Origin of the sequence: Burkholderia sp. MSMB1498, from assembly GCF_001526245.1 — a bacterium.
In the GTDB taxonomy this organism is placed as follows: domain Bacteria; phylum Pseudomonadota; class Gammaproteobacteria; order Burkholderiales; family Burkholderiaceae; genus Burkholderia; species Burkholderia savannae.
In genome coordinates, this window is record NZ_LOYJ01000035.1 from 36109 (window position 1) to 42119 (window position 6011).

Below are 6011 nucleotides of genomic sequence, written 5' to 3' on the forward strand. Positions count from 1 at the left end.
TCATGGAAACTCTTCTTCATCCGAATCCGAACGAAACGGCCCGCACCGTCGCGGCCGCCCCTGACCACTCCGGCGCCGCGCTGCCGCTCGGCGAGCATCTGCGCCGCTGGGCGGCCGATCACGCGACGCGCACCGCGCTCGTCGCGGGCGGCGAGCGCGTGCCGTTCGCCGCGCTCGATCGCCGCGTCGATCGGCTCGCGGCCGGGCTGCACGGGCTCGGCCTGCGCCCCGGCGACCGCGCGATGGTTCAGCTGCCGAACGGGATCGCGTTCGTCACCGTCTGCTTCGCCCTCTTTCGCCTCGGCGTGGTGCCCGTGCTCGCGATGCCGACGCAGCGCTCGCGCGACATCGACGCGCTCTGCCGCATCGCCGAGCCCGCCGCCTACTTCGTCGCGGACGAAACCGACGGCGTCGACGCGCGATCGCTCGCCGTCGAGATGCTCGACGCGCATCCGTCGCTGCGCCGCGTCGTCGTCGACGGCGGGCCGGGCCGGCACGGCGACGAACGCATCGTGCCGCTCGCGTCGCTCGACGCGCCGCCGCGCGCGTTGACGCCGCCCGCGCCGGCCGACGTCGCGCTGCTGCTCCTGTCCGGCGGCACGACCGGCACGCCGAAGCTGATTCCGCGCACGCATGCGGACTACGCGTACAACTTCGGCGCGTCGGCCGAGCTCTGCCGGCTCGACGAAGCGAGCGTCTATCTGGCGGTGCTGCCGGCCGCGCACAACTTCACGCTCGCGTGCCCCGGCATACTCGGCACGCTGTCGCGCGGCGGCACCGTCGTGCTGTCCGACACGGCGAGCTGCGACGAAGCGATGCCGCTGATCGCGCGCGAGCGGGTCACGCACGTCGCGCTCGTGCCGCCGCTCGCGCAGCTCTGGGCGCAGGCGCGCGAATGGGAGCGCAGCGATCTGTCGAGCCTGCGGCTCGTCCAGGTCGGCGGCGCGCGGCTCGATCCGCCGCTCGCGCGCCGCCTGCCCGACGTGCTCGGCTGCCGTCTGCAACAGGTGTTCGGCATGGCCGAAGGGCTGCTCTGCTACACGCGGCTCGACGATTCGCTCGATACGATCGTGCACACGCAGGGGCGGCCGCTGTCGTCGCGCGACGACATCCGCATCGTCGACGCGCACGGCCGCGACGTCGGCGCCGGCGAGATCGGCGAGCTGCTGACGCGCGGGCCGTACACGATCCGCGGCTACTATCGCGCGCCGGAGCACAACGCGCGCAGCTTCACGGCCGACGGCTATTACCGCACCGGCGATCTCGTGCGCCGCGATGCGGCCGGCAACCTGATCGTCGAAGGCCGCATCAAGGAGCAGATCAATCGCGGCGGCGAAAAAATTTCCGCCGCGGAAATCGAGCAGTTGCTCAATACGCTGCCGGGCGTGCAGGATTCGGCCGTCGTCGCGGTTCCCGACGCGCTGCTCGGCGAGCGCATCTGCGCGTTCGTGCGCCCGCAGCGCGATGCGCTCGACGCCGCCACGCTCAAGCAGGCGCTGCGCGCGCGCGGGCTCAGCGAATTCAAGCAGCCGGACCAGATCGAAATCGCCGCGCATTGGCCGTTGACGTCGGTCGGCAAGATCGACAAGCAGCGCCTGATCGCGCTCGCCCGCGCGCGCGACGCCGCCCCGGCGCGGCGTTACGTCGAGCGGCAACTGAGCGTGCGAAGCGAGCCGCTCGAGCTCGCGTCGCGCGTGATGCGCGCGTTGCCGAGCCGGCATTGCACGCTCTACGAGCGTGACGGCGAATGGAGCGTCGGCATCGATTCGGCGTTGAGCGTGATTGTCGAGCCGGACGGCGCGGTGCGCCGCAGCGACGGCGCATGCTGGCGCAACGTGCCGCCGTGCGACGCGATCGCGACCGCGCTCGCCGACGTCGGGATCGACGCATGGCGCGCGTACGGCCGCGCCCATTTCGAGTTCGCGCATCTGACGTACGGCGTCGCCGGCGCGCGCGGCGACGCGCCGCTGCTGCGGCTCGCGATTCCGCAAAGCGAGATCCGGATGTCGAGCGGCCGCACGCTGATCCGCAGCCTGGAGCCCGACGCGCTCGCGACGCTCGCCGAGCTGGTCATGACGCAGGACGCCGCGCGCGACGCCGAGTCCGGCGCGCGTCTCGAGGCGATCGACGACGATCGCGACGCCGCCGCATACAAGGAGCAGGTCGCGTCCGCGGTGCGCGAGATGCAGGCGGACGCGTATCAGAAGGTGATCCTGTCGCGCGCGGTCGAGGTTCCGGCATCGCTCGACACGGTGTCGAGCTACGTCGCGGGCCGCCGGACGAACACGCCGGCGCGCTCGTTCCTGCTTCGCGACGGCGCTTTTGAAGCCTACGGCTTCAGCCCCGAGACGGTCGTCGAAGTGAGCGCCGACGGCTTCGTCAGCACGCAGCCGCTCGCCGGCACGCGCGCACTGACGGGCGACGACGCCGAAGACGCGCGCCTGCGGCGCGAGCTGCTGCGCGACGCGAAGGAAATCGCCGAACATGCGGTATCGGTGCAACTGGCGATGGACGAAATGTCGTCCGTCTGTGACGCCGATTCGCTCGGCGTCAGCGAATTCATGAGCGTCTACCGGCGCGGCACCGTCCAGCATCTCGCGTCGCGCGTGCGCGGGCGGCTCGCGGCGGGCCGCCATGCGTGGCATGCGTTCGAGAAGCTGTTCCCCGCCGTCACGGCGTCGGGCATTCCGAAGCGGGAAGCGCTCGACAGCATCCGGCGCCACGAACGACGCTTGCGCGGCCTGTACAGCGGCTGCGTGTTCGTCGTCGACAGCGAAGGCGCGATGGACGCGGCGCTCGTGCTGCGCTCCGTGTATCGGGACGGCGAGCGCTGCTGGCTGCAGGCCGGCGCGGGGCTCGTTCCGCTGTCGACGCCGGAGCGCGAATGGACGGAGACTTGCGAAAAGCTCGCTTCGGTCGCGCGTCATCTGCGGGGGCGGGCGGACGCGTAGGTGTTGGGAGGCGCGGCGCGGCTTTGCTTTGCTTTGCTTTGCTTTGCTTTGCGATGTGATGTGATGTGATGTGATGTGATGTGATGTGGCGTGGCGTGGCGCGATGCGGTGCGTACGACGCGACGCGACGCGACGCGATGCGATGCGACGCGACGCGATGCGATGCGACGCGATGCGATGCGATGCGATGCGATGCGATGCGATGCGGCGCAGTGTAGCGGAAGCGCTTGAAACGCCGCATCGCACGGCGACATGTCGCGTCGCCCGACCGTACCGAGCCTGTCGGCGCCCGGCCGGCGCACGCCTCGATCGCCCATCGCCGATGAGTCGCACGAGCGGCTTGCGCAAGCATCGGCATGCGCAAGCCGGCGTTCGCAAGTGCGCATGCCGCGTGCCTTCGATACGGCCGCGCCGATCGCGCGCCGCGCCCTTGCGGCGCAACGCATCGCGTGCCGCCCGTCGACAGCGTGCCGCATCGCAACGATGCGGTTCTTCGCGCCGAGGCACGAAAAACCGCGAAGCGGCTGCACATTCGCGCATCGTGCGACATCACGCGTGCGGCGTGCGGGCCGCGCGCGCCGAAGCGCCGCCGTGCTTCGCGCGAGACATCCTGAAGCCGACGTCTCCGGCAAGCGTGCACGCGTGCGGCGTGCGCGCCGAATGCCCCGCACGTCGTCGCCGGTCTTGAATGCACGACCGTCGCCAGCGAACGAGCGGCATCTTTCGAAGCATCGTCGCGCCCGGCGCAACTCGCCTCGCCGGCGTTGCAAGCGGCGAATCGATCGCCGGCACGCGCGTTCGCCGATTCGACGCACGCCGTCACGCCGCCCTCCGGCGCGCGCTAGAATGACCGCTTCGGGTCCATTCTCCAGCCAGCTGCCCGCCCGCCATGTCCGTCACCGGCCTCGATCACTACAATCTGCGCGCGCCGCGTCCGCTCCTCGATACGCTGCGCGACTTCTATGTCGACGTCGTCGGACTGCGGCCCGGCGATCGCCCGCCGTTCCGCAGCCACGGCTATTGGCTGTATGCCGGCGCGCAGGCCGTGCTGCATCTGTCTGAAGCGAGCCCCGGCGAATCGCGCGCGCCGAACGTCACGAACACGTTCGATCATGTCGCGTTCGCGTGCAGCGATCTGCCGGAAACGATCGCGCGCCTGCAGCGGTTCGGCATCCGGTTTTCGAGCGCCGACGTGCCGCTCACGCGCCAGCATCAGCTGTTCTTCGACGATCCGGCGGGCAACGGCGTCGAATTGAATTTCGCGGCGAACGTCGACGGCTGACGCTCGCGCGCGACGCGGGCACGTGCGCGCAGCGGAAGAACGAGCGCGCACGCGAACCGGCGAACCATCCAGCGGCAAAAGCGCACATCCGGCACGTTCGCGCCCGGCGCGCCATCCATCGCCCGCCTTCCGTCCGCCTTCCGCGCGGCATTGCGCCCCGCATCGCACGCCGCCCGCGGCATTTCTCCCGCCCGCGCATAAGCTTGTCACCAAACAAGCTAAAAGCGCGCAACCGCGGCTCCTATAATCGGCCGACACCTTCACGAAAGCAGGCCGACCGGAGACCCATCATGACCGAACCCGCATCCGCCGACTGGCGCCTCGAAACCATCGCCGTGCACGGCGGCTATCGCCCCGATCCGACGACGCGCGCCGCCGCGGTGCCGATCTACCAGACGGTCGCGTTCGCGTTCGACGACACGCAGCACGGCGCGGACCTGTTCGATCTGAAGGTTCAGGGCAACATCTATTCGCGGATCATGAATCCGACCAACGACGTGCTCGAGCAGCGCGTCGCGGCGCTCGAAGGCGGCGTCGGCGCGCTCGCGCTCGCGTCGGGGCAGGCGGCCGTCACCTATTCGATCCTGACGATCGCCGAAGCGGGCGACAACGTCGTCTCGTCGAGCACGCTGTACGGCGGCACCTACAACCTGTTCGCGCACACGCTGCCGCAGTACGGGATCACGACGCGCTTCGCCGATCCGCGCAACCCCGCCGCATTCGAGGCGCTGATCGATTCACGCACGAAGGCGATCTTCGCGGAATCCGTCGGCAATCCGCTCGGCAACATCACCGACATCGCCGCGCTCGCCGACGTCGCGCATCGCCACGGGCTGCCGCTCATCGTCGACAACACGGTGCCGACGCCTTATCTGCTGCGCCCGTTCGAGCACGGCGCGGACATCGTCGTGCATTCGCTGACGAAGTATCTCGGCGGACACGGCACGAGCCTCGGCGGCGCGATCGTCGATTCGGGCAAGTTCCCGTGGGCGACGCACGCGGACCGTTTCAAGCGGCTGAACGAGCCGGACGTCAGCTATCACGGCGTCGTCTACACCGAAGCGTTCGGCGAGGCCGCGTACATCGGCCGCGCGCGCGTGGTCCCGCTGCGCAACACCGGCGCGGCGATCTCGCCGTTCAACGCGTTCCAGATCCTGCAAGGCATCGAGACGCTCGCGCTGCGCATCGACCGCATCAGCGACAACGCGCTGAAGATCGCGCAGCATCTCGCTCGGCACGAGAAGGTCGAATGGGTCGACTATTCCGGGCTGCCGAACCATCCGGATCACGCGCTCGTCGGCCGCTATCTGTCGGGCCGCGCGCCGGGCATCCTCACGTTCGGCGTGAAGGGCGGGCGCGCCGCGGGCGCCGCGTTCCAGGACGCGCTGCAGCTCTTCACGCGGCTCGTCAACATCGGCGACGCGAAGTCGCTCGCGACGCATCCCGCTTCGACGACGCACCGCCAGTTGTCGCCGGAAGAGCTCGCGAAGGCGGGCGTGAAGGAAGAGACGGTGCGGCTGTCGATCGGCATCGAACATATCGACGATCTGCTCGCCGATCTCGATCAGGCGCTCGCGAAAGTGTGAACGACGACGGCGCGAATCGAACGTCCGCGCGTTCGATTCGCGGCGCAAGGCGCAGCGGCGGTGGTCGACGCGTCGGTGTTTCGGTGTTGCGCTGTCCCTCTATTCCGCCAGTTCTTCGGTTCTTCGGTTCTTCGGTTCTTCGGTTCTTCGGTTCTTCGGTTCTTCGGTTCTTCGGTTCTTCGGTTCTTCGGT

Annotated in this window: 3 protein-coding genes; all 3 read left to right on the forward strand. The window is 69.6% G+C overall.

Going from position 1 to position 6011, the window contains the following annotated elements; translation table 11 throughout:
- Positions 1-2: 2 nt before the first annotated feature.
- Complete coding sequence (locus WS91_RS07155; protein ID WP_059670002.1) at positions 3-2951, forward strand: salicylate synthase; 2949 nt, start codon at positions 3-5, stop codon at positions 2949-2951.
- Positions 2952-3840: 889 nt separating this feature from the next.
- Positions 3841-4233, forward strand: a complete 393-nt coding sequence (locus WS91_RS07165; protein WP_038755249.1) for a VOC family protein — start codon at positions 3841-3843, stop codon at positions 4231-4233.
- A 290-nt stretch (positions 4234-4523) separates the two neighbouring features.
- Complete coding sequence (locus WS91_RS07170) at positions 4524-5819, forward strand: O-acetylhomoserine aminocarboxypropyltransferase/cysteine synthase family protein (RefSeq protein WP_038755247.1); 1296 nt, start codon at positions 4524-4526, stop codon at positions 5817-5819.
- Positions 5820-6011: the final 192 nt, after the last annotated feature.

Coding starts and splice junctions, on each gene's coding strand:
- WS91_RS07155 (WP_059670002.1), top strand. CDS start 3: ATGGAAACTCTTCTTCATCCGAATCCGAACGAAACGGCCCGCACCGTC.
- WS91_RS07165 (WP_038755249.1), top strand. CDS start 3,841: ATGTCCGTCACCGGCCTCGATCACTACAATCTGCGCGCGCCGCGTCCG.
- WS91_RS07170 (WP_038755247.1), top strand. CDS start 4,524: ATGACCGAACCCGCATCCGCCGACTGGCGCCTCGAAACCATCGCCGTG.